Genomic DNA, 18,615 nt, shown 5'->3' with positions numbered 1-18,615 from the left:
CACAGCGCCCGGCGGGTCATCGAGACCCGAGGGTGGGGAGGCGGTCTCGGAAATATCACCCGTCACCTATCACCCGGTCCCATGGCATCGTGCGTGCGACATGGCGAGGGCTCGATGTGGGACTCGCCGGCGGTCCGATGCGATCAACCGTGAGAGGCCCGACACGCCGACTGAGTAAAGGAACACCCGATCGTGTGCAAGAACCGTGAGATCCCGCCGCACCCACGCGGCGTTTACGTCCCATTTCGCCGGTTTAGCGGTGTGTCGTACGGCGTGTCGAGGCGAAGTGACGGACAACATGTGCGCCGATCGCACACAGATCCATGGGATGAATGTGCCCTCACGCCAAGAGCCGCCCACACGCGGGTGACGCCGGACCTATTATCACCGAAGTCGACTCACCCCATTTGTTGCGAGTTGACACCCCTCACCCCGAGGAGGCCGAAGTGCCCGTGATCGCGCCGAATAAGCCATATCTTGCGGCTTGTGACGCATGAGCGGTTACCAGCACGTGTTCGACGCTGAACACGCACTCGCCGGTGGGCTGACGATGCTGCGCGACTCGATGCGCGACATGTTCGCCACGGTGATCCGCGGTGAAGGAGGCAGCGTGCCGCGCACGCGCGGGCGCCCCCACACCAACGAGGCGCCGGCCCGGTCGGGCCCGAACTCCAGACCCAACGCCGGGCTGAACGGCAAGCCCTCGGGCGCCGGAGCCGGCGCCGGGCTGCTGGGCGAGGACACCGTGCCGATCCCGACCGACGTACGCGGCGGCGGCACGGACACGCTGACCGACACCGGTCCGCGCGAGCCCGTACCGCCGCAGCCGGCTCCCCAGCCGACCCGGCCCGACCGGGGCGACCCGGCCTCGGAGGTCTGGGCGCTCATCGAGCGGGCCCAGGCGGGCGACGGTGCGGCATTCGGGCTCCTCTACGACCGCTACTTCGACACGGTCTTCCGTTTCGTGTACTTCCGGGTCGGTAACCGCCAGCTCGCCGAGGACCTGACCGCCGACACGTTCCTGCGCGCGCTCAAGCGCATCGGCAGCTTCACGTGGCAGGGTCGCGACCTCGGTGCCTGGCTGGTCACCATCGCCCGCAACCTTGTCGCTGACCACTTCAAGTCCGGCCGGTACCGGCTGGAGGTCACCACCGGCGACGTGCTCGACGCCGACCGCCCCGACCGGGGGCCGGAGGGCAGCCCCGAGGCGGCCGTGATCGACCACATCACCAACGTTGACCTGCTCAAGGCCGTCAAACAGCTCAACCCCGAGCAGCAGGAGTGCATCGTGCTGCGGTTCCTGCACGGCTTCTCCGTCGCGGAGACCGCGCAGACCATGAACAAGAACGAGGGAGCCATCAAAGCGTTGCAGTACCGTGCGGTACGCGCGCTCGCCCGGCTGCTGCCCGACGGATTCCAGCCGTGATCGCTGCCACCTTCGGTTACAGTGCCCCCACGGGCGCCGTAACCAGCCTCCGCCCTGCACCGTTGGTCCTGATGCGACCGTCGGCATGGCGCACGGCGGACGCGGTGGCACACCATCCCGCTGCCCTTCCGCGCCTGAGTGACGCGATCAGCGAAGGGGGGTGCCTCAGGTGATTGGCTCCGTCTTCCACCGTCGACGGGCTGAGCGGTTCGCTCAGCTCCTCGACGAGGCCACAGGGGCCCGACGACACCACACGAGGACCACGCTCGACGAATCCCTCACCGACCTGGTGTCGGTCGGCCAGCGGCTCGGTGAGCTGCCGGTCCGGGTGGAGGCGCAGCAGGAGTTCCGCGACGGTCTGCGGGCCACGCTCATGGCCACGATCGAGCGCGAGGGCATCGGGGCGACCGCCAAGGCGCCCGAGCCCGAGCCGACCCGCCGGTTGGGCCTGCAGTCCCTGCGCCGACCGGCGGGCAGCCGCCCGGCCGTCAGTCGCCGGACCCGCACCCGCGGGGCCATCGTCGTCGGCCTCGCCGCCGGCACCCTGGCTCTGTCCGGCATGTCGGCCGCGAGCGGGGACGCCATCCCCGGCGACGCGCTCTACTCCGTCAAGCGCTCCACCGAGAAGGCCCAGCTGGCCCTGGCCGGTTCGGACATCAGCCGCGGTCAGCTGTACCTCGAATTCGCCCGCACCCGCCTCGACGAGGCACAGGCGGTCAAGGACCCGGCCGGGCTCTCCTCGGTGCTCGACGACATGGACAGCGAGACCCTCGAGGGCGTCCGGCTCCTCACGGCCACCGCGGTCGCCCGCAAGGACACCGCGGCCCTGGACGCGATCGACGGCTTCGTGACCAACCAGCGCGGCGCCGCGGAGAAACTCCAGACCGCGGCGACCGGCGACGCCCGCACCCGCGCGAGCAAGTCGGTCACCCTGCTCGAGGAGATCGACCGCCGCTCCAAGGCCCTCCGGCCGCTGCTCAAGTGTGGCTCCAGCGCGGTGACCGCGCCGGACTCGCTCGGGCCGGTGCCGGTGAGCAACGCGTGCCGCACGACGGACAAGCAGGGCGGCAACTCCGGCTCGCAGCAACAGCAGCCGGCCACGCCGAACAACCCGAGCCAGACCGGCAAGGACGCGCACGCCCCCTCCACCGGCCCGTCCGGTGCCGCGGTGAACTCCACGGCCCCCGAGTCGGCGCCGGCCGACCCGGTCGTCGGCGAGCCCACCCCGGCCCCGACGAAGTCGCAAAAGGGTGGCCTGCTCGACTGGCTGCTGCACTGATTCGACCCAGCGACATGTTCGCGACATGCCAGGGCCCGGTGACCTTCACCGGGCCCTGTTGCTGTTCGGTGCCCGGTACCGTTGGCTCGGTTTCATCGCGTTGGCTCGTCCCGTCGCGCGGGCGCGCTCCATCGCGTTTGATGGTTTCGTCGTGTTGGCTCGTTTCATCGCCGAGGGGAGACTGCAAGTGCCGATCCGACCCTCCGCTCTCCGGCGCCGCAGGCCGAGCGGTCGCATCGTCGTCTCCGCGGAGGGCTGGGCCGCCGCCGAGGTCGAGGCCGCCCTGGAGATCCGCTCCGACCCGTCCGCAGCCGCCTTCTTCGACGTCGACAACACGATGATGCAGGGCGCGTCGATCTACTACTTCGCCCGCGGCCTGGCCAAGCGGAAGTACTTCACCAGCCGCGACCTGGTCCGCTTCGCCTACCAGCAGGCCCGCTTCCGCCTCCTGGCCTCCGAGCACGCCGGCACCGTCTCCAGCGCCAAGTCCACCGCGCTCGCGTTCATCGCCGGCTGGAAGGTCGATGAGATGGAGCGCCTCTGCGAGGAGATCTTCGACGAGCTCATGGCCGACCGCATCTGGTCCGGCACCCTGGCCCTGGCGCAGCTGCACATCGACGCCGGCCAGCGCGTGTGGCTGGTGACCGCCGCCCCGGTGGAGCTCGGCCGGATCATCGCCGCCCGCCTGGGCCTGACGGGCGCGATCGGCACCGTGGCCGAGATCTCCGACGGGGTCTACACCGGCCGCCTGGTCGGCGACCTCATGCACGGCCCCGAGAAGGCCTCCGCGATCACGACCCTGGCCCTGGCGGAGGGCCTGGACCTGTCACGCTGCGCCGCGTACAGCGACTCGATCAACGACGCCCCGATGCTCTCGACCGTCGGCTACGCGGTGGCGGTCAACCCGGACGCGTCACTGCGCCGCGAGGCCCGCAAGCGCGGCTGGGAGATCCGCGACTTCCGCACCGGCCGCAAGGCGGCGAAGATCGCGATCCCCGCGGCCCTGGCCACGGGCGTGCTGATCGGCGGCGCGGCGACGTTCGCCGCGATGCGCAAACGCCGCCGCCGTATCCCGGCGCAGACCCCGCCACCGGCCGGCCCCAACTCCCCGACGACCTGAACCTTCAATCCACGCCCTGCCCGCGGCCGGCGGTCACTGGTTCGGACCTGTTGCCCGACCTGCGACCGCGCCGGCCGCATCACCTTGTCACCGAGCAGCGATCAGTCCGCCATAACGGACAGATCCGAAATTTCGCCATAAGAGAGACCAGCAGTTGGTCAAGGTCACGCCTCGTCGCGGCGGGCGCCTCACCCCTGGACCTGCCGCGCCGCAGGCGCACGGCGGGCGTCGGTCGCTCTGAGGCGTGTTTCAGAGCCGTGTCGCAGGCCTTGGCTAACGGCCATGTGGCTCTAAGATGAAGTTTGTCTATCAGGGCCGTAAGGGCGCCGCATCGGCGTTCGTGTCCGGCGGCCGCAGCGCAGCACCAGCGTCGAGTGCCGGTGGGTGCCCTCGACAACCCCGGCGGGACCGCGCCGGAACGACGAGGTGCACGAGCCGGACTGTTGCGCAACGGCCACGCACCACGCGGGCAGCTACGAAACAGACGTTGGTCGGCACCTGGTGGGGAGATCGGGAGTTGGGGCCGGAGCAAAGAGGGGGCCGGCACCGCGGGTGGCCGGCCCGGCCCGGACCCAGCGCGACGGAGGCACAACGCGTGAAGGACACGGCGCCGACCGAGCGGGGGCGGTCGGAGGCGCGGCGAGAGGCCGGGGAAGCTCAGGCGGAGAAGGCGTCCGGGCGGCGGTCCAGCAGCTTGTAGAGCGTCTGCTGGATCGTCTCGCGGACCTGGTCGGCCAGGTTGAACACGACCATCGGGTCGTCGGCCGAGTCCGTGAAGTCCTCGGTCGGGATCGGCTCGCCGAACTCGATCAGCCACTTGCTCGGCAGCGGGACCATGCCCAGCGGGCCCAGCCACGGGAACATGGGGGTGACCGGGAAGTACGGTGCGCCCAGCAGGCGGGCCAGCGGGCGGATGTTGCCGATCATCGGATAGATCTCCTCGGCGCCGACGATGGAGACCGGGATGATCGGCTTGCCGGTGCGCAGGGCGGCCGAGACGAAGCCGCCGCGGCCGAAGCGCTGCAGCTTGTACCGCTCGGCGAAGGGCTTGCCGATGCCCTTGAAGCCCTCCGGGAACACCCCGACGAGCTCGCCCTCGGCCAGGAGGCGTTCGGCGTCGGGGTTGCAGGCCAGCGTGGCACCGGACTTGCGGGCCACCTCCGACAGGAACGGCATGCGGAAGACCAGGTCGGCGCCGAGCAGGCGCAGGTGACGCCGGGCGTCGGTCTCGTCGTGGACGGCGACCGAGAGCATCAGGGCGTCGAGCGCGAACGTGCCGGAGTGGTTGGCGACCACCAGGGCGGCGCTCTCCTTCGGCACGTGCTCGGTGCCGAAGACCTCGGTGCGGAACCACTGCTTGTACAGGGGCCGTAGCAGGGGCAGGAACACGCCGTCGGTGAGGTGCCGGTCGAAGCCGAAGCCGTCGATCTCGTAGTCGCCGGTCAGGCGCTCGCGGAGAAAGGCCAGCGCGCCGGCGACCCGATCATCCCAAACGTCGGGGAGACTCGGGTCAGTCATCGCCACTCTCCAACGCGGCGCGGGCCGCTCGGGTCCTGCGGAAGCCGTCGAGCAACGCCTGCTCGACAGAGCGAATCGTATCCGCGCGCAGCAGCTCGTTGGCGCGGCGGCTCCGGACGAACTCGGCGAACGCCTCAGCAGTGGTACGCGGGGCGATGCCGAACTCGCGGATCAGCTTCGAGGTGTCGACGACCCGGCCGTGTACGAACAGGTCGAGCTGGTCCAGGGACACCCCGGCGCGGCCGAGGCCGGCCAGGGCGTTCAGGCCGGGCTCGAGGACCGGCATGGTGACGCGGCCCGCGCGGCGGACGGCCTGCGAGAGCGTCAGCGTGCCGGCGCCGGCCACGTTGAACGTGCCCGGGTGATTCTCGGTCACGGACCGCGTCAGCACCTCGAACGCGTCGTCGACGTGCAGGAACTGCAGGCGCGGGTCGCGGCCGAGGACCGTGGGGACGACGGGCTGGGCGAAGTACCTCGTCAGCCGTGTGTCAACCGCGGAGCCGATGAACGGTGCGAACCGCAGCACGGTCGCGGCCACGTCGGGGCGCCGGCGCCGGAAGCCCCGGACGTAACCCTCGATGTCCAGCACGTCCTTGGCGAACCCGCCTCGGGGCACCTCGCGCGGCTCAGTGTCCTCGGTGAAGATCGCCGGGTCACGGAAGGACGCCCCGTAGGCCGCCGTGGAGGAGCGCACGATCAGCTTGCGCAGCCGGTGGGCCTGCTGGCAGGCGGCCAGCAGCTGCATGGAGCCGATGACGTTGAGCTCCTTCATCGCCGCGCGGCCGCCGTGCTGGTCGGTCGCCGTGGCCACGGCAAGGTGGGCCACCGCCTCGACGCGGGCGTCGACCATCACCCGCAGCACCCCCGGGGTGCGCAGGTCGATCTGCTGCACGTCGATCTTGGGGCCGGCGGCCGACAGCACCTCGGCCAGCTCGCCGGCGGGTGCGGTCGCATCGACGGCGACGACGCGGTCGATGCGCGGGTCGGCGGCGAGCCGGGCGGCCAGATGGGCGCCGAGATACCGGCTCACCCCGGTCACCAGGACGACGCTGGGCGACGCGGTCACGCGGCTCCGATCACAGCAAAGAGCACAGCGGAGCGCGGTTTCGCCACCCGGCCTGGGTGCAGACCGGCCGCCGGGTGACGAGCCTGAACGCTACTTGCCGAGACGACGACGCTGGACGCGGGTCTTGCGCAGCAGCTTGCGGTGCTTCTTCTTGGCCATTCGCTTGCGGCGCTTCTTGACCACCGAGCCCATACGAGCATCTCCTCGATACAGCGGAACGCGTGCCATCGCTGGCACGCCGAAGACATGGTTAGCCGTTCAAGGGTAGCCGTACCGCCGCTGGATCGGAAAACGCCCCCGGCAAGCCGCACCAAAGAAGGGCTACGCAGTCTCGCGGAAGGCTTCACGCAGGTACGCGTCGACCGCATGCTCAGGAACCCGGAACGACCGCCCGACACGAACGGCGGTGAGATCACCGGCGTGGACCAGGCGGTACACGGTCATCTTTGACACCCGCATCAGGGTGGCCACCTCGGCGACGGTCAGGAACCTGACCTCGCCCAACCGGCCTTCGGTGGTGTGTGGCGTGCTCGACATCGCGACCTCCGACCAGCGCGCTCGCCTATGCGCCCGGCCCGGCAGCCCCGGATCGAGCGCTACTCAATCAGCGTGTTACCAGTACGGTAACGGTACGCCTGTGACTTGCACCCCAGGATCGTCGGAATCTTTCCCGGATACTTGATCACTGCGTCCGCGCCGCGATCACCGCATCGAGGCGTCGGCGAGCACTCGAGGCCTCAGCCGTGGCCCCGCACGGCCCGTGCGCAGTCGGCCTCGACGTCGTCCCAGGTCACGCCGAACGCCTTCGGGGCCGCGTCGCTCAGCGCCAGGCCCTGGCGGGCGGCGTAGTCGAAGAACTCGAGCAGCTTGTCCTCGCCGTAGCGGTCGGCGATGCGCTGCAGGGAGAGGTACGCCACGCCGTAGCGGCCGCTCACGTCCGCGGTGCTCGAGTCCGCGGGCGGGTCGTCGAGCGCGATCTCGCCCTTCCAGTGCCCGCTGCGCACGTAGGTGCGCACGTCCCCCACGCCGTCGAAGGGCTTTCCGCTGCCCTTCACGCGGACGTACTCCGCGATGCCCTCGACCAGCCACCAGGTGTGCTCGTACGCCTTCTCCACCCCGGCCAGCGTCACGACGTGCGTGAACTCGTGGCGCAGCACGTCGAGGGTCTGCTTGGTGTCCACCCGCGCCGCGTTGAGCACGATCTCCGTCACGCTCGCGGTGAGTGGCAGCGCGAAGCCCGCCACCCAGGCCTCCTGGCGCAGGCCGTACCACGACGACCACTCGTCGGGGCCGGCCAGGTAGACGACGTAGCGCGCGGGCGGGCCACCCCAGCGGGCGAAGGTGTCGGTGAGCGCGGCGGCCCGCTCCGCGGCGGGGAGCATGGAGGGCAGGCGGGAGGCGTACTTCGCCGTCGTCGACATCACCACCCGGTCCCCGACCACGGTGCGCAGTTCGCTGACCTCGAACGGCCGCGGCCCGAGATACTTGGCGGTGCCGAACTCCAGCAGCGTGACCGACTTGCCGGCGACGCTCCACTTGGTGGTGGCCTCCAGGGTCAGGGGTTCACAGGTGTCGACGACGAAGCAGTACTTCACGAGCACGGTCGCCGTCGCGGTGCCGCCCGCCTGCGCGGCCCGCCCCTGCACGGCCGGCTGCCAGACCTTGACCTGCAACTGACGCAGTGACCCGAACCGGCGCGCGAGGTTCTCCCGCAGCCCGGTCGCCGACGGGTCGACGGCGCGCAGGAAGCCGTCCTCGTCGCCGCCGAGCAGGGCGGCCGCCTGGTCCTGCAGGGCCTGGCGGATCCGTCCGTCGACGGTGCCGGGTGCGGCGTTCTGGGTCGCGCCCGGGGCACCCGGCCGGCCGGACCGGGCGTCCGGCCGCCCGGCCCCGTCGTGGCCCGCGGCGCCGAAAAGATCCTGGCCGGAGACGATGGCCGAGCGCTCGTAGCGCGCCGCGGCGAAGGCGATCGCGCCGGCCGGGGCGAGGAGCACGACGGCGAGAGCGGTGAACAACACCGCACGGAGGACCGTGCCGCTGCCGGGTCTTCCGGGGCTTTCCTTGAAGCGGTGCCGGGCCGGGCCGCGCTGGTGGGGAATGGCGGCGTGGCCCACGGTGACGTCCCTGACGTCCGCGTGCGGCCCTCCATCCCCAACCATCACTGCCGGACCGTACGTGAACCGGTCAAGGTGCCGCGTCGACCGTACGGACGAGAAGCCGTTTCCTCCCGGGTTGTCCGGCGTTGGCGCCGGCGGCCCTCAGCCCCGCGAGCGCAGGGCCCTGGCCAGGAAACCGACGTTGGCGGGGCGCTCGGCGAGGCGGCGCATCATGTACGCGTACGACTGCGTGCCGTAGGGAAGATAGACCCGCACGGTGTAGCCCAGCCGGGCGAGGCGCAGCTGCTCGTCGGGGCGCACGCCGTAGAGCATCTGGAACTCGAACTCGTCGGGGCTGCGCTCGAACCACTTCGCCCGGTCCTCGCCGATGGCGATCAGGCGGGGGTCGTGGGTGGCGATCATCGGGTAGCCGCCGCCGGACATGAGCACGTTGAGGCAGCGCACGTACGACTTGTCGACGTCGAGGCGGGTCTGGTACGCCACCGACTCCGGCTCCTTGTAGGCACCCTTGCACAGCCGGACCCGGGAGCCCTCGACGGCGAGCTCGCGGCAGTCGGCCTCGGTGCGGCGCAGGTAGGCCTGCACCACCGCCCCGGTGGTCGGAAACTCCCCGCGCAGCCGGGCGAGCACCTCCAGCGTCGAGTCGGTGGTGGTGTGGTCCTCCGCGTCCAGGGTCACCGTCGTGCCGGACTCGCTGGCCTTGGCGCAGATCGCGCGGGCGTGCTCGTAGGCGATCTTCTCGTCGAAGACCTGGCCGAGCGCGGAGAGCTTGAGGCTCACCTCGGCCGCCGGGGTCAGCTCGGCGGCGTGCAGGGCGTCGAGGAGCTTGAGGTACTCATCGCGGGTCGCCTCGGCCTGGTGGGGGTTGGTGGTGTCCTCCCCCAGATAGTCGATCGTGACGGCGAGACCGTCCGCGGCCAGCTCGCGGGTGCGCTGTAGCGCGTCGTCCGCGTGCTCCCCGGCGATGAAGCGACGCACGATGCTGCGGCTGACCGGGGCGGTTTCAACGAGCCGCTCGACCCGGTGGGAGCGGGCGGCGGCAAGGATGACCGATCTGAGCATGAGCCGAGCGTAGACAGAACCGGAGACCTCCGGTGACGCCTGGTCGCCAGTGTGGCATTTCTTGACTACCTTGGTCGGGTGGACTTCGACGCGTATGCGCGGACCGCCGTCGACATCGTCAACGCGCCGCTCGAAAGCATGCAAGACCTCGTCGCTCTCTTCGGCGAGGACAGTTGGCAGACCGCCGAGGCGACGGAGCGCGACCTGGTCGCCTTCCGGCGCGCCCGCAAGCGGCTACGGGAGGTGTTCGAGCACGGCTCCTCGGGCCGGGACATCGCCGCGGTCGCGGAGCTCAACGCCCTCCTCGAGGCGTATCCCATGCAGCCGCGCATCTCCGGCCACGACACCCACGACTGGCACATGCACGTGACCGGCCGCGGCTCGTCGGTCAGCTCGGAGCTGCTGGCCGGCGCGGCCTGGGGCCTGGCGGTGTGGCTGTGCGAGCACGGCAGCACCCGCTTCGGCGTGTGCGCCGACGAGCGCTGCGGCAACGTCTACCTGGACACGTCCTCGAACTGCTGCCGCCGCTTCTGCTCGGAGCGCTGCGCCACCCGCTCCCATGTCGCGGCCCATCGCGCCCGCAAGCGCGCCGCGGAGACGAGCGCCCCAGCGCCGGGGGTGGTCGTGGACGACTCCGATCGGGCGGTCGTGACCGCGTAACTACTGGAAACCACTCCGGCGCCGGTAACTTCGGCATATCTTGCGTCATGTGGTTCGCTTTACCGTGCGTCCGATAAGTCGGACACGCGGGGTTGGGCGATGCGGTGCCGCCCCCTGCGCCTTTGGGGGCGGCCCCCGACACCGGGTACGTCACCGGATCACAACGCCCTACGAAGGAGAAACAGCACCATGGCCCAGGGAACCGTGAAGTGGTTCAATGCTGAGAAGGGCTTCGGCTTCATCAGCGTCGACGGCGGCAGCGACGTCTTCGTCCACTTCTCCGCGATCCAGACGGACGGTTATCGCACACTGGACGAGAACCAGCGCGTCGAGTTCGAGATCAAGCAGGGCCCCAAGGGCCCGCAGGCCGAGTCCGTCCGCAAGATCTGACACCGACTTAGCACGGCCCCGGCCCGCGCCACTCCCGCGGCCGGGGCCGGCGCGCATCTGGCCCCAGGCGCCTCCCACGACAGCCCAACGCCGTGACCGTAGACGGCCCCCGCTCGCTCCACCGGGGCGCGGCGATCGACCGCAGGCCGGTCGGCAGTGGTGGCTCCCACCGGCGGAACCATGCCATCCGACGCCCGCACCGCGACCACTCACACGCCTGAGACGAGGCCGCCACGCACTCGACGGTTGCGTCCGCCGGCAATTGGCCGCAGACCTGCTGGCCAGATGGCCACTCGTGGCACCGGAACTGGGCCCATCCGACGCCCGTACCGCAACCTGCGCCAACCGGCGACAGACCGAGACCACGGCCAGGGCGAGACCATCGCACTCGGCGGTTGCGGCTCCCGGCCACAGGCTCGTCGGCATCGGTGACCACCCGCACCGCCGGAACCGCGCCATCCGACGCCCCACACCGCGACCGGCGACGACCACCGACAGCCCAAGGCCACGGCCACTCACACTGCTGGGGCGAGGCCATCGCGCGCCCGGCCGCACGGCTGCTAGCCGCAAACCTACAGGTCAGGTGCCACCAACATCGCCGGAACCCTGCCCAACCGACGCCCGCACCGCGACCAGCGCCAACCAGCGACAGACCGAGACCACGGCCACTCGCACCGCTGGGGCGAGGCCATCACGCGCCCGGCCGCACGGCTGCTGACCGCAGACCTGCAGGCCAGGTGCCACCAACATCGCCGGAACCCTGCCCAACCGACGCCCGCACCGCGACCTGCGCCAACCGGCGACAGACCGAGACCACGGCCAAGGCGAGACCATCGCACTCGGCGGTTGCAGCTCCCGGCCACAGGCTCGTCGGCATCGGTGACCACCCGCACCGCCGAAAGCGCGCCATCAACGCCCCACACCACGACCAGCGACGACCACCGACAGCCCAAGACCACGGCCACTCACACTGCCGGGGCGAGGCCATCGCCCGCCCGGCCGCACGGCTGCTGGCCGCAAACCTGCAGGTCAGGTGCCACCAAACATCGCCGGAACCCTGCCCAACCGACGCCCCGCACCGCGACCAGCGCCGACCGGCGACAGACCGAGATCACGGCCATCCACACCGCCACAACCGCGCCATCCGGCTCTCCGCACCCGCGACCCGCGACCCGCGCCCCGAGACCGCGGCCACTCGCACCGCTGGTCGCCAGGCCATCACGGACTCGACGGTGCGGCCACCGGCCGTAGGCCTGCCGATGACGCCCGAACCGGATTATTCGCCTGTCGGGCGGATAATCCGATATGCGGAGCATGTCGGATTATCCGGAATGAGGACGCGGATCGCGATTTCGACTCAAGGGCACCGCAATGGCGCCGGGCCAGGCCGGGGTGAACGCCGGCCGCCAGCAGCCATGCGCCCGGCGGTGGGCAGGGCCGAGGCGCAACCCGGCTCCGACGGCCGATCAACGCCGACGCGCACTGGCGAGCATGTCCAGCGACTCCACGGAGCAGGGCGACATTTCGGACAAGTCCGGATTACCCAAGCCGGCGGGGGCAAGCAAGCCGGACGCGGGTGAGGCGGACTCGGAAGAGCCAGCGGTCCGCTGACGGCGTTGGCGGGGCAGCGGGAACGTCCTCGTCCGGGCTGTGTTCGCCGTGGCGGCGGGACGGTCAGGCGACCGGGGACGGGGTGGCCAGGTGCTGGCGGGCGAAGCGTAGCGCCTCGGCCAGGTCAGCCTCGCGTTCGGAGCGGCTTCCCGCCTTGCGCGTGCCCACCTCGACCGCCACGGAGCCGGTGAAGCCGCGGGACTCCAGCGAGGCCAGCAGCTGCGCGCACGGCATGTTGCCCCGGCCCGGGACCAGGTGCTCGTCGCGGCCCTTGCCCGTGCCGTCGCCCAGATGCACGTGGGCCAGGTTGCCGGCCATGGTGTCGGCCAGCGCGATCGCGTCCGTCCGGGAGGCGGCGCAGTGCGACAGGTCCAGCGTGTACGCGTCGAAGCCGGTCAGGGTCGGGTCCCAGCCGGGGGCGTAGGGCACGAACTCGCGGCCCACGCCGCGCAGCGGGAACATGTTCTCCACGGCGAAGCGGATGCCGGGATGCTGCCGGCCGAGGCGCAGCAGGCCGGACTGGAAGGTCCGGGCGTAGTCGCGCTGCCAGGCGAAGGGCGGGTGGACGACCACCACGTCGGCGCCCAGGGTCTCGGCCAGCTCGGCGGCGCGGCGAAGGCGCTCCCACGGGTCGGGGCTCCACACACGCTGGGTGACCATGAGGCACGGCGCGTGCACGGAGCGGACCGCTACGCCGTAGTGGCGGGACAGGCCGACCAGCGCGCCCGCGTCCTGGCTCACCGCGTCGGACCAGACCATGACCTCGACGCCGTCGTAGCCGAGCGCGGCGGCCATCTCGAAGCCCGCCGCGGTCGGCTCGGGGAAGACGGACGAGGTGGACAACAGGACCGGAACTTGGCGACTCACACCACCAGGCTAGCCCGAGTCAGGTAGCGTCTCCTGTCGATCAACTGGACTCCAACACTTCCAAACGGCGAAGAATCACCCCTTCACGCAGGGCCCAGGGGCAGATCTCGACCTCGTCGATGCCCAGCGTGCGCATCGTCACCTCGGCCACCACAGCGCCGGCCAGGATCTGGTGCGCGCGGCCGGGGCTGACGCCGTCAATCTCGGCCAGGGCCGAGCTGGGCATGCGCCGGATGAAGGACAGGACCTGGTGCAGGCCGACGCGGGTCAGGCGCCGGGGCACGCGGGGGCCGGCGCTGGACGGGGCGGCCCCGGCCAGGCGGGCCAGGGTGCGGAACGTCTTCGAGGTGGCGACCGGGCGGTCCCATCCGGAGGCGACCAGGCGCGTGGCGGCCCGGCCGACCTCCGCCTCGGCGTATTCGCACAGCGCCTCCACCGACGTCACGGTCGGCGGGTCGCCGTGCAGTCGCTCGCGGGTCAGGCGCCCGACGCCGAGCGGCACCGAGAGCGCCACGTCCGGCTCCTCGTCGATCCCCGCGGCGAGCTCGAGCGACCCGCCGCCGATGTCCATGATCAGCAGGCGCCCGGCCGACCAGCCGAACCAGCGGCGCACGGCCAGGAAGGTCATGATCGCCTCGGCCTCGCCGGAGAGGACCTGCAGGTCGACGCCGGTCTCCTCGCGGACGCGCTGGAGCACGCGGGCGGAGTTCTTCGCGTCGCGGACCGCGGAGGTGGCGAAGGCGAGCAGGTCGTCGGTCGCCAGCCGGTCGGCCGCGTCGCGGGCCTGGGCGACGGCGGCGACGAGGCTGTCGGCGCCGGCCTTGCTGAGCTGGCCGTCCTTGCTGATGCGCTCGGCCAGGCGCAGCTCGGCCTTCTGGGAGTGGGCCGGCCACGGGTGCGCGCCGTGGTGGGCGTCGACCAGCAGGAGGTGGACGGTGTTGGAACCCACGTCGAGCACGCCAAGTCGCATGGTCAAACCGTATAGGCGTGGAGTTTCGAACACGTCCACAGAACGGCGTACGCTTCGTCGAATGGACATCCACGTCGAGGTAGACCTCGAGGACGTCGAGGACGACCCGCGCAGTCTCGAGGTCGATCTCGACTATCCGCGCGAGTGGCTCGAGTTCCCCGACCCGGCCGACGAGGACCACCTGATCCGCGCCGACCTGACGTGGCTGCTGTCCAACTGGACGTGTGTCTACGGCAACGGCTGCCACGGCATCATCGAGGGCCGCGCCGACGAGGGCTGCTGCTCGCACGGCGCCTTCTTCACCGACGACGACGATCAGCAGCGCGTGCGCGCCGCGGCGAAGAAGCTCAAGCCCGAGCACTGGCAGTATTACCGCCGGGGCTTCAAGCGATACACGGAAGCCGACACGATCGACGGCGAGAGCAAAGCCCTGCGCACCGCCACCCGCCCCGGCGGCGGGTGCGTGTTCCAGAACGACCCGGACTTCCCGGGCGGCGGTGGGTGCGCGCTGCACGGGCAGGCGCTGCGCGATGGGGTACACCCTCTGGAGTACAAGCCCGACGTCTGCTGGCAGCTGCCGGTCCGCCGCGACCAGGACTGGCGCAAGCGCCCCGACGGCACCAAGGTGCTCGTGTCCACGCTGGGCGAGTTCGACCGGCGGGGCTGGGGCGAGGGCGGCCACGACCTGCACTGGTGGTGCACCTCGTCACCGGAGGCGCACGTGGGGGCGAAGCGGCTCTACCAGGAGTACGAGCCGGAGCTGACGGCACTGATCGGCAAGCCGGCCTACGCGCGCCTGGCCGAGTTGTGCGCGGCCCGGGCCGAGCAGGGGCTGATCGCCGAGCACCCGGCCACCACGAGCGCGCGGGCCCTAAAGCTCATCCCCATTCGACCCGTCTGAGCCGGAGCTGGACCGGGAGCGGCGGGCGCGCGCCACGAGGGAGTAGCCCACCGCCATCAGCGACAGGCCGATCAGGATGCTGGGCAGCAGGCGCGGCCAGCCGTTGCGGGCGAATGCCGTGTATGCCGAGCTCACCGCCAGCAGCAGGCCGACGATCAGCATGAGCATGCCGGCCGGGCCGGTGTTGAAGCTGCGCACCGGGCAAGACGCTACGGCAGTTCGGGATGTTGTGCGGCACAGTCCTCAAGTCTTGCCCGGGTGAGCCGAAGGTGCCTGCGTGACGACCCTGCCCGCGATCAACGCGCTGGTCGACGTGGTGCTGATGGACGGCGAGGCCTATCAGTCCCGCGTCGAGGACACCAGCGGCAAACACCTGACCGTGGCCGCCCCGTTCGGCCTGCATCAGGCCGAGATGCCCGAAGTCGGCGCGTCCATGGAGCTGGCGTGGGTGGCGGGCGACCGGCGGCAGGCCGTGGACGTGCGGCTCGTGAATCTCAGCCGGGAGCAGCCGCCGCGCTGGTCGCTGGAGGCGGTCGGCTCGATCCGCCTGCAGACGCGGCGCAACTACGTGCGGGGCGGGGGCGGCGAGGCGGTCGAGGTGACGCGCGGCGGCTCGACGTACGAGGGCCGGGTCATCGATCTTTCCGAGGGCGGCGTGCGCTGCCGGATGCCGGAGGACCGCTTCGAGCGCGACGACCGGGTCGACGTGAAGGTGTTCCTGGAGCACGAGACGCTCACGATGAGCGGCAGCGTCCTGTTCGTCCGCCGGGATCCCGACACCGCCACCTACGACGTGATCATCACGTATGAGACCAGCGAGCTCGTCGGCCGCGCGATCCGCGGTTACGTCCTGCGCCGCGAGATGGAGGAGCGCAGGCGCAACCGCGAATCGGTGGCGAATGCCGGATGAGCGGCTTACGGCTCGAACTTGTAGCCGAGGCCGCGGACCGTGACGATGTAGCGCGGCGCCGACGGCTCGGGCTCGATCTTCGAACGCAGCCGCTTGACGTGCACGTCGAGGGTCTTGGTGTCGCCGACGTAGTCCGCGCCCCAGACGCGGTCGATCAGCTGGCCGCGGGTGAGCACCCGGCCCGCGTTGCGCAGCAGCAGTTCGAGCAGCTCGAACTCCTTGAGCGGCAGCTGTACGGCATCGCCGGCGACCGTCACCACGTGCCGGTCGACATCCATGCGGACCGGGCCGGCCGAGAGCGTCGGCGGGGCGAGCTCGCCGACCGCGTCGACCTGGCGGCGCAGCACCGCGCGGATGCGGGCGACCAGCTCGCGGGGCGAGTAGGGCTTGGTGACGTAGTCGTCGGCCCCGATCTCCAGGCCGACCACCTTGTCGATCTCGCTGTCCCGCGCCGTGATCATGATGATCGGGACGTTGGACTTCTGCCGCATCTGCCGGCACACCTCGGTGCCCGACATCTCGGGAAGCATCAGGTCGAGCAGGACGATGTCCGCGCCCGTGCGGTCGAACTCGGTGAGAGCCTCGGTGCCGGTCGCCGCGATGGAGACCTCGAAGCCCTCGCGACGGAGCATGTACGACAACGGGTCCGAGATCGACTCTTCGTCCTCGACCACGAGTACGCGCGCCAACGTGCTGTCCTTTCGTAGCTGCCGGGGGACCGCGCTGCGCTGCGAACCGCGGGTTGGAGGTTGCTGTTGCGTAACGATCATGGGGCCCCTCCGATCTCAACTGACGACGGTAGCGTCAACGCGGCCTCCGTCGGACGCGAAGGCAGCCGCAACGTGAACGTCGAGCCAACTCCGACAGTGCTGGTCACCGTGACCCGGCCCCCGTGGTTGGTCGAGATGTGCTTGACGATCGCGAGACCCAGCCCGGTGCCGCCGGTGGCCCGGGAGCGCGCCCGATCGGCGCGGTAGAACCGCTCGAAGATCCGGTCGATGTCGCGGGGCTCGATGCCGATGCCCTGGTCGGCCACGGCGATCTCGACGTAGCCGTTGTCCTCGCTGGTGGTCACGGTGACCGTCGTCTGCTCGGGCGAGTACGCGATCGCGTTCTCCACGAGGTTGATCACGGCGGTGACGAGCTGGTTCTCGTTGCCGTAGACGGTCAGCCCCCGCGCACCCCGGAAGCGCAGCTCGATCTCCTTCGCCGAGGCCGGGGTCTTGGCCCGGTCGAGCACCTCGGCGGTGATCTTGTCGACGTCGACCGGCTCCGGCTCGGGCAGCGGCTCCGCGCCCTGCAGCCGGGAGAGTTCCAGCAGCTCCGAGACGAGCCGGCCGAGCCGCGACGACTCGTGCTTGATCCGCTCGGCGAACCGGATCGCGGCGGCGGGGTCCTTGTCGGTCGCGTCCAGCAGCGCCTCGGCGAGCAGCTGCAGCGCCCCGACGGGGGTCTTGAGCTCGTGACTCACGTTGGCGACGAAGTCGCGCCGGACGCGGGCGACCCGGTGCGCCTCGGTGACGTCGGCCGCCTCGATCGCGACCCGGCCCTCGTCCAGCGCGACCGCGCGGACGTTGACCCCGAGCGGCTCACCGTGGGTGAGGCGGGGCAGGTCGAGCTCGACGACGCGGGTGATGCCGGTGCGCCGGACCTGGCCGGCGAGCGTGCGCACGATCGTGTGCGCCTCCTCGGTGGACGCCCCCCCGCTGCCGGTCCGCTGCCGGACGAGGCCCATCTCCCGTGCGGCCGCGTTGGCGAGCACGGGCTTGTCGCCCTCATCGAGGACGAGCACCCCGACCTGCAGCGCGTCGAGGACGTCGGTCATCGCCGGGCCCCCGGTTTTCGACTGCCGGAACTTCCAATCCACGATCCGATGGTAGGAGACCGCGTAGTGCGCCCAGCGCGCACGGAGGCACGAATCGGGCTCATGTGGTCCAGTGTTCACCCTGCTGGCGGCCAGTGTTCATCGGACCGGACGGCTTCTGGCCCTACGGTGACGTACACAACGATGGGAGCAATATGCGCGACGAATATCGTGCCGATCTTCTGCAGGTCAACAAGCTGCTGGTCTGGATGGCTGACGCCGTCCGCTCGGCCATGAGCCGGGCGACGAACGCCCTGCTCAACGCCGACCAGACCGACGCCGAGGAGGTCATCGCCCGCGACGCCGAGGTCAACGCGCTCTACCGGCTCGTCGAGGACAAGGTGTACGACCTGTGCGCCCGCCAGGCCCCGGTCGCCTCCGATCTGCGGGTCGTGCTGACCGCCCTGCACCTCGCCGCCGACCTGGAGCGGATGGGCGACCTCGCCGACCATGTGGCCAAGACCGCGCTGCGCCGGCACCCCGCGCGGGCCGTGCCGGAGCCGCTGGTGGCGACGTTCGAGCAGATGGGCCGGATCGCGGACCGGATCGCCGGCAAGATCTCCAGCGCCATCTCCAACCTCGACGTGGTCGCCGCCGGCCAGCTCGACCGCGACGACGACGCGATGGACAAGCTGCACACCGACCTGTTCGGGATCATGTTCGGCCCGGGCTGGACCGAGGGCACCGAGGCCGCCGTCGACTCCGCGCTGCTCGGGCGCTTCTACGAGCGTTACGCCGACCACGCCGTCAACGCCGGCCGCCACGTGGTGTTCCTCGTCACGGGCGAGACGCTCGACACCCGCGGCGAGTAGACGCGACAAAGGGGGCGGGCCGCCGGCCCGCCCCCTTATGTC

At 70.9% G+C, this 18,615-nt stretch carries 18 protein-coding genes and 1 pseudogene; 8 read left to right on the top strand and 11 right to left on the bottom strand.

Annotation, left to right across the window (positions count from 1 at the left end; genetic code table 11):
• The first annotated feature begins 565 nt into the window (after nt 1-565).
• The 3 genes and pseudogenes from ACQPY0_RS04615 to ACQPY0_RS04605 all read left to right on the top strand — a co-directional run bounded on the left by ACQPY0_RS04615 (nt 566) and on the right by ACQPY0_RS04605 (nt 3,825).
• Entirely contained in the window at nt 566-1,426 is an 861-nt protein-coding gene (locus tag ACQPY0_RS04615; protein WP_432995007.1) for a sigma-70 family RNA polymerase sigma factor, read from the top strand.
• A gap of 160 nt (nt 1,427-1,586) precedes the next feature.
• Nucleotides 1,587-2,462: pseudogene (locus ACQPY0_RS04610) on the top strand (DUF5667 domain-containing protein); the annotation flags it as partial.
• Nucleotides 2,463-3,042: 580 nt separating this feature from the next.
• Nucleotides 3,043-3,825, top strand: coding sequence for an HAD family hydrolase (locus tag ACQPY0_RS04605; RefSeq protein WP_432995005.1), 783 nt, complete (start codon nt 3,043-3,045; stop codon nt 3,823-3,825).
• A 657-nt stretch (nt 3,826-4,482) separates the two neighbouring features.
• Here ACQPY0_RS04605 and ACQPY0_RS04600 read toward each other — a convergent pair.
• From ACQPY0_RS04600 to ACQPY0_RS04575, 6 genes are all read right to left on the bottom strand, one after another.
• The gene (locus tag ACQPY0_RS04600; protein WP_432985124.1) at nt 4,483-5,343 is read right to left on the bottom strand and encodes a lysophospholipid acyltransferase family protein; all 861 of its coding nucleotides are present in this window, start codon (nt 5,341-5,343) and stop codon (nt 4,483-4,485) included.
• Entirely contained in the window at nt 5,336-6,409 is a 1,074-nt protein-coding gene (locus ACQPY0_RS04595; RefSeq protein WP_432985121.1) for an NAD-dependent epimerase/dehydratase family protein, read from the bottom strand. The genes ACQPY0_RS04600 and ACQPY0_RS04595 overlap by 8 nt, the downstream gene beginning before the upstream one ends.
• Nucleotides 6,410-6,499: 90 nt before the next feature.
• Entirely contained in the window at nt 6,500-6,601 is a 102-nt protein-coding gene (locus ACQPY0_RS04590) for a 30S ribosomal protein bS22 (RefSeq protein ID WP_007465623.1), read from the bottom strand.
• A 129-nt stretch (nt 6,602-6,730) separates the two neighbouring features.
• Entirely contained in the window at nt 6,731-6,946 is a 216-nt protein-coding gene (locus ACQPY0_RS04585; RefSeq protein WP_033363444.1) for a helix-turn-helix domain-containing protein, read from the bottom strand.
• 200 nt (nt 6,947-7,146) lie between these two features.
• On the bottom strand, nt 7,147-8,568 hold the full coding sequence (locus ACQPY0_RS04580; RefSeq protein ID WP_432995003.1) for a basic secretory protein-like protein: 1,422 nt from the start codon (nt 8,566-8,568) through the stop codon (nt 7,147-7,149).
• A 99-nt stretch (nt 8,569-8,667) separates the two neighbouring features.
• A complete protein-coding gene (locus tag ACQPY0_RS04575; protein ID WP_432985118.1) occupies nt 8,668-9,588 on the bottom strand; it encodes a proline dehydrogenase family protein in 921 nt (306 codons plus the stop codon).
• Between the two features lie 78 nt (nt 9,589-9,666).
• On the opposite strand from ACQPY0_RS04575, the gene ACQPY0_RS04570 reads away from it, so the two are divergent.
• Entirely contained in the window at nt 9,667-10,248 is a 582-nt protein-coding gene (locus ACQPY0_RS04570; protein ID WP_432985115.1) for a CGNR zinc finger domain-containing protein, read from the top strand.
• A gap of 189 nt (nt 10,249-10,437) precedes the next feature.
• Nucleotides 10,438-10,638 carry a cold-shock protein gene (locus tag ACQPY0_RS04565; RefSeq protein WP_432985112.1) on the top strand — a complete coding sequence of 67 codons (201 nt, stop codon included), beginning with the start codon at nt 10,438-10,440 and terminating at the stop codon, nt 10,636-10,638.
• Nucleotides 10,639-12,312: 1,674 nt separating this feature from the next.
• Here ACQPY0_RS04565 and ACQPY0_RS04560 read toward each other — a convergent pair.
• Together ACQPY0_RS04560 and ACQPY0_RS04555 are read right to left on the bottom strand one after the other, a co-directional pair.
• A complete protein-coding gene (locus ACQPY0_RS04560; RefSeq protein WP_432985109.1) occupies nt 12,313-13,116 on the bottom strand; it encodes a sugar phosphate isomerase/epimerase family protein in 804 nt (267 codons plus the stop codon).
• Between the two features lie 40 nt (nt 13,117-13,156).
• On the bottom strand, nt 13,157-14,086 hold the full coding sequence (locus ACQPY0_RS04555) for a Ppx/GppA phosphatase family protein (protein WP_432985106.1): 930 nt from the start codon (nt 14,084-14,086) through the stop codon (nt 13,157-13,159).
• Between the two features lie 61 nt (nt 14,087-14,147).
• On the opposite strand from ACQPY0_RS04555, the gene ACQPY0_RS04550 reads away from it, so the two are divergent.
• On the top strand, nt 14,148-14,987 hold the full coding sequence (locus tag ACQPY0_RS04550) for a hypothetical protein (protein ID WP_432985103.1): 840 nt from the start codon (nt 14,148-14,150) through the stop codon (nt 14,985-14,987).
• On the opposite strand, the gene ACQPY0_RS04545 is transcribed toward ACQPY0_RS04550, so the two are convergent.
• Complete coding sequence (locus tag ACQPY0_RS04545; protein WP_432985100.1) at nt 14,958-15,185, bottom strand: hypothetical protein; 228 nt, start codon at nt 15,183-15,185, stop codon at nt 14,958-14,960. The genes ACQPY0_RS04550 and ACQPY0_RS04545 overlap by 30 nt on opposite strands.
• Nucleotides 15,186-15,264: 79 nt before the next feature.
• Here ACQPY0_RS04545 and ACQPY0_RS04540 point away from each other — a divergent pair, with 79 nt between their 5' ends.
• Nucleotides 15,265-15,897 (top strand): PilZ domain-containing protein, encoded by a 633-nt coding sequence (locus tag ACQPY0_RS04540; protein ID WP_432985097.1) that lies wholly within the window; start codon nt 15,265-15,267, stop codon nt 15,895-15,897.
• A 5-nt stretch (nt 15,898-15,902) separates the two neighbouring features.
• On the opposite strand, the gene ACQPY0_RS04535 is transcribed toward ACQPY0_RS04540, so the two are convergent.
• Nucleotides 15,903-16,586 (bottom strand): response regulator transcription factor, encoded by a 684-nt coding sequence (locus ACQPY0_RS04535; protein ID WP_345123903.1) that lies wholly within the window; start codon nt 16,584-16,586, stop codon nt 15,903-15,905.
• 77 nt (nt 16,587-16,663) lie between these two features.
• Nucleotides 16,664-17,722 carry an ATP-binding protein gene (locus tag ACQPY0_RS04530; RefSeq protein WP_432995001.1) on the bottom strand — a complete coding sequence of 353 codons (1,059 nt, stop codon included), beginning with the start codon at nt 17,720-17,722 and terminating at the stop codon, nt 16,664-16,666.
• A 194-nt stretch (nt 17,723-17,916) separates the two neighbouring features.
• Here ACQPY0_RS04530 and phoU point away from each other — a divergent pair, with 194 nt between their 5' ends.
• Nucleotides 17,917-18,573: a phosphate signaling complex protein PhoU gene (phoU, locus tag ACQPY0_RS04525; RefSeq protein ID WP_432985093.1), complete on the top strand. Its 657-nt coding sequence runs from the start codon at nt 17,917-17,919 to the stop codon at nt 18,571-18,573.
• Nucleotides 18,574-18,615: the final 42 nt, after the last annotated feature.

Source organism: Dactylosporangium sp. CA-233914, assembly GCF_050942935.1.
In the GTDB taxonomy this organism is placed as follows: domain Bacteria; phylum Actinomycetota; class Actinomycetes; order Mycobacteriales; family Micromonosporaceae; genus Dactylosporangium.
The sequence above is the reverse complement of the archived record's forward strand: the minus strand, read 5'-3'. Positions and strand labels throughout refer to the sequence as shown.